The organism is Ideonella azotifigens (genome assembly GCF_006519715.1).
Lineage (GTDB): Bacteria > Pseudomonadota > Gammaproteobacteria > Burkholderiales > Burkholderiaceae_C > Ideonella > Ideonella azotifigens.
Genome location: NZ_VIDT01000441.1, coordinates 1 through 4712 on the forward strand (window position 1 = coordinate 1; position 4712 = coordinate 4712).

The window sequence follows — 4712 nt, forward strand, 5'->3', positions numbered from 1 at the left end:
GCGCGCCGCCACCCCTCTGCCTGAACTTTCGGACGCGCCCTGCCGATGCGGCGCCCAACGCCATGACCGATTCGACTGCCCCGACCTCCAAGACGCCGGCGCCCAGCGCCTACCGCGACACGCTGAACATGCCCGACACGCCGTTCGCGATGCGCGGCGACCTGCCCAAGCGCGAGCCGGCCTGGATCAAGGACTGGAACGACACCTCGCGCGCCGACGGCGGCCTGTACAAGCGCCTGCGCGACGCCCGCCACGGCGCGCCGCTGTTCGTGCTGCACGACGGCCCGCCGTATGCCAACGGCAAGCTGCACATCGGCCACGCGCTGAACAAGGTGCTCAAGGACATGATCGTCAAGTCCAAGCAGCTGGGCGGGTTTGATGCGCAGTACATCCCCGGCTGGGACTGCCACGGCCTGCCGATCGAAAACGCGATCGAGAAGCTGTTTGGCCGCAACCTGAGCCGTGACGAGATGCAGGCCAAGAGCCGCGCCTACGCCACCGAGCAGATCGGCCAGCAGCGCGAGGACTTCAAGCGCCTGGGCGTGCTGGGCGACTGGGAGCGCCCGTACCGCACCATGGACCCGGCCAACGAGGCGGGAGAGATCCGCGCTTTCAAGCGCGTGATCGAGCGTGGCTTCGTCTACCGTGGCCTGAAACCGGTCTACTGGTGCTTCGACTGCGCCTCCTCGCTGGCCGAGTTCGAGATCGAATACGCCGACAAGAAGAGCGACACGCTGGACGTGGCCTTCGAGACCAACGACGCAGGCGCGCTCGCCGCGGCCTTCGGCCTGCCCGCCTTGCCCGCTGGCAAGACCGGCTTCGCCGTCATCTGGACCACCACCGCCTGGACCATCCCGGCCAACCAGGCGCTGAACGCCAACCCCGAGCTGAGCTACGCGCTGGTCGACACGCCCAAGGGCTGCCTGGTGCTGGCCGAAGACCTGGTGGCCAGCTGCCTGCAGCGTTTCGGCCTGGAAGGCACCGTCATCGCCACCGCACCGGGCAAGCAGCTCGGCGGGCTTGAGTTCCGCCACCCGCTGTACGACGTGGACGCCGGCTACCGCCGCCTGTCCCCCGTCTACCTGGCCGACTACGTGAGCGCGACTGACGGCACCGGCCTCGTGCATTCGTCTCCCGCCTACGGCCTGGACGACTTCAACTCCTGCGTGGCCCACGGCCTGCCGCTGAAAGACATCCTGAATCCGGTCACCGGCAATGGCACCTACGCGGCGGACTTCCCGCTGTTCGGCGGCCTGCACATCTGGAAGGCCGTGCCGGTCATCCTCGAAGCGCTGCAGAACGCCGGCCGGCTGATGGCTACCAAGACCATCACCCACAGCTACCCGCACTGCTGGCGCCACAAGACGCCGGTGATCTACCGCGCCGCGGCGCAATGGTTCGTGCGCATGGATGAAGGCGAAGGTGTCTTCACGAAGGACAAGGCAGGCAAGACGCTGCGCCAGCTCGCGCTGGACGCGATCGACCACACCCAGTTCTATCCCGAGAACGGCAAGGCCCGGCTGCGCGACATGATCGCCAACCGGCCCGACTGGTGCATCTCGCGCCAGCGCAGCTGGGGCGTGCCCATCCCGTTTTTCCTGCACGTGGATTCGGGCGAGCTGCACCCGCGCACGATGGAAATCCTGGACCAGGCGGCCGACATCGTCGAGAAAGGTGGCATCGAGGCCTGGAGCCGCGTGACGACCGAGGAAATCCTCGGCGCCGAGGACTCAGCCGCCTACACCAAGAGCACCGACATCCTGGAGGTCTGGTTCGACTCCGGCTCCACCTTCCAGCACGTGCTTCGCGGCAGCCATGCACACGCCTATGCCAATGGCGACTTCCACTCGGAAGGCCCGGAGGCCGACCTGTACCTGGAAGGCCATGACCAGCACCGCGGCTGGTTCCACAGCTCGCTGCTGCTGGGCTGCGCGCTGTATGACCGCGCGCCTTACCGCGGCCTGCTGACCCACGGCTTCGCCACCGACGGCCAGGGCCGCAAGATGAGCAAGAGCCTGGGCAACACGGTCGAGCCGCAGTCGGTCACCAACAAGCTGGGTGCCGAGATCGTGCGCCTGTGGGTCGCGTCCACCGACTATTCGGGCGACCTGAACATCGACGACAAGATCCTGGCCCGCGTGGTGGATGCCTACCGCCGCATCCGCAACACGCTGCGCTTCCTGATGGCCAACACCTCGGACTTCGACCCGGCCACGCAGGCCGTGCCGTTCGAGCAGATGCTGGAAGTGGACCGCTACGCGCTGGCCCGCGCCGCCGAGCTGCAGGCCGACATCCTGAAGCACTTCACGGCCTACGAGTTCCATCCGGTCGTCGCCAAGCTGCAGGTGTACTGCTCGGAAGACCTGGGCGCGTTCTACCTGGACGTGCTGAAGGACCGGCTCTACACCACCGCCGCCGGCAGCCTCGCCCGCCGCTCCGCGCAGACCGCGCTGTGGCACATCACGAACGCGATGCTGCGCTGGATGGCGCCTTTCCTCAGCTTCACCGCCGAGGAAGCCTGGGCCGTGTTCGCCGCGAAGACCACCAGCGGCACGCTGTTCACCGAACATTACTGGACCTTCCCCGAGGTCTCGGCCGTGCCGGACGAGGCACTGCTGGCCAAGTGGACCCGCGTGCGGGCGATCCGCGACCTGGTCAACAAGGAGATCGAGGCGGTGCGCACGGCCGGCCAGGTCGGCGCCTCGCTGCAGGCCACCGTGCTGATTACCGCAGGGCTGGACGACGCCGCGCTGCTGCGCTCGCTGGGCGATGACCTGAAGTTCGTCACCATCACTTCGGCAGCGGCCGTGGTGGACGGCGCCGAGCTGGCCGTCGCCGTCACGCCCAGCAGCGCGACCAAGTGCGAGCGCTGCTGGCACTACCGCGACGACGTGGGCATCAACCCGGAACACGCCGGCCTGTGCGGCCGCTGCGAGAGCAACCTTTACGGCGCGGGCGAAACCCGGCTGATTGCCTGAGACCCCCCACAACATGGCCCGTGCAAACCAACGCCGTTTCGGCGCGCTCAGCTCCTCGTCCCCCGGTGCCGGCCTGGCCGTCTGGCTGGGCCTGGCCGTCGTGGTCATCCTGCTGGACCAGTTCACCAAGGTGCTGATCCTGGGCAACTTCCAGCTCGGTGACAGCAAGTTCGTGACCTCGTTTTTCAACGTGGTCCGCGTTCACAACACCGGCGCGGCGTTCTCGTTCCTGGCCGGCGCCTCGGGCTGGCAGCGCTGGTTCTTCGTGGTGCTGGGCATCGTGGCGTCCGGCTTCATCGTCTGGATGCTGCGCCGCTACCCGAAGCAAACGCTGTTCTGCTTCTCGGTCTCGATGATCCTGGGCGGTGCGCTGGGCAACGTGATTGACCGGTTGATGCACGGCTACGTGGTCGACTTCATCCAGGTGCACTACGACGGCCGGGCCTTCCCGTCCTTCAACCTGGCCGACAGCGCCATCACGCTGGGCGCCATCTGCCTGGTGCTGGACGAGATCCGCCGCGTGGCACGCGGGAACGGCTGAAACCATGCACGCCGCCGCGCCCTGCCCTTGCGGCCGGACCGCTGCGGCGCCGGCCCGCAAACCGCCAGCGGTGCTGGCCTACGCCGACTGCTGCGGCCGCTGGCACGCCGGCCCGCTGCACCTGCAGGCGCCGGATGCAGAAAGCCTGATGCGCTCGCGCTACAGCGCCTTTGTGCTGGGCCTGCACGACTACCTGCTGCAGACCTGGCACCCCGACACCCGGCCGACCGAACTTGCGCCAGACGAGCCTGGCCTGCAATGGCTGGGGCTGGACGTGCGCCAGCACAAGCCGCTGGACGCGACCCACGCGATGGTCGAGTTCGTCGCCCGCTGCAAACTGAACGGGCGTGCCCAGCGCCTGCATGAAAGGAGCCGCTTCGAACGCGGCGCGGCGGGACGCTGGTTCTACATGGACGCCTTGGCGGACTGAGCCGCGGCCGGGGTCAATTCGCGAATTCCTGGCGCACCACGGGTGAGCGCAACCGCTTGATCATCCAGCCCAGTCCGGCGCAGATCAGCAGCGTGACCAGGCCCGCCATCACTTGCGCCACGGTGGCCAGCCCGGTCAGCTCAGCCGGCAGCGGCTGGCGCGGCGCAGCCTGGGCCATGGACTGCAGCAGCGACTGCAGCACCAGGTGCTGCAACCACAGCCCCGCCACGCAGGCCAGCATCACCAGGCCCAGCAGGCCGATGAAGACCCGGCGCGCCCATTCCTGGCGCAGCAGCAGGCCCACAGCGCCGGTCAATGCGCACACGGCCAGCAGCAGCATGCCGCCCAAAACCCGCGAGCCGACCACGCCTGGCAACGGGCCGGCCAGCCACGAAGGGGCGGACTGCGCGTCCAGCTCCTCGGGCACCAGGCCCAGGCTGCAGAGGCAGGCCGCGACGACGATGCACAGCCACGAGGTGAGCGTGACGAAGCGGGAACGCGAATGACTTCCCGGATAATGGATTTGCTGCACGGCGTGCTTTCGGAGGCTTTCGGGGGGTCTGAAGACGCCCGATGCGTACGGCGCCAAGAGGTGGCGCGAGCAGGGCGGCAAGAAGTCACATTGTTGGGCGCAGCCCGCTCGTCGTCATCCCTCTTTGGGGGGCGAAACCCTCATCCCTTCCTCACAGCTGACGATGCGGCCAAGGCCGTGCTCGCCGTCCCCCTCATGACCGACACCCTCGCCGCGCCGCCACCCCCGCCG

The 4712-nt window shown here is 68.2% G+C and carries 4 protein-coding genes; 3 read left to right on the forward strand and 1 reads right to left on the reverse strand.

Going from position 1 to position 4712, the window contains the following annotated elements:
- Positions 1–62: 62 nt before the first annotated feature.
- Genes ileS through FKP22_RS21410 form a run of 3 tightly spaced genes read left to right on the forward strand, consistent with a single transcriptional unit; the run spans position 63 to position 3949 of the window.
- The gene (ileS, locus tag FKP22_RS21400) at positions 63–2978 is read left to right on the forward strand and encodes an isoleucine--tRNA ligase (RefSeq protein WP_141289714.1); all 2916 of its coding nucleotides are present in this window, start codon (positions 63–65) and stop codon (positions 2976–2978) included.
- Between the two features lie 13 nt (positions 2979–2991).
- Positions 2992–3519, forward strand: a complete 528-nt coding sequence (lspA, locus tag FKP22_RS21405) for a signal peptidase II (RefSeq protein ID WP_141289715.1) — start codon at positions 2992–2994, stop codon at positions 3517–3519.
- A 4-nt stretch (positions 3520–3523) separates the two neighbouring features.
- On the forward strand, positions 3524–3949 hold the full coding sequence (locus tag FKP22_RS21410) for a YchJ family protein (protein WP_170201002.1): 426 nt from the start codon (positions 3524–3526) through the stop codon (positions 3947–3949).
- Positions 3950–3962: 13 nt separating this feature from the next.
- Here FKP22_RS21410 and FKP22_RS21415 read toward each other — a convergent pair whose 3' ends face one another.
- Positions 3963–4481: a hypothetical protein gene (locus tag FKP22_RS21415; RefSeq protein WP_141289716.1), complete on the reverse strand. Its 519-nt coding sequence runs from the start codon at positions 4479–4481 to the stop codon at positions 3963–3965.
- Positions 4482–4712: the final 231 nt, after the last annotated feature.

Coding starts and splice junctions, on each gene's coding strand:
- lspA (WP_141289715.1), top strand. CDS start 2,992: ATGGCCCGTGCAAACCAACGCCGTTTCGGCGCGCTCAGCTCCTCGTCC.
- ileS (WP_141289714.1), top strand. CDS start 63: ATGACCGATTCGACTGCCCCGACCTCCAAGACGCCGGCGCCCAGCGCC.
- FKP22_RS21410 (WP_170201002.1), top strand. CDS start 3,524: ATGCACGCCGCCGCGCCCTGCCCTTGCGGCCGGACCGCTGCGGCGCCG.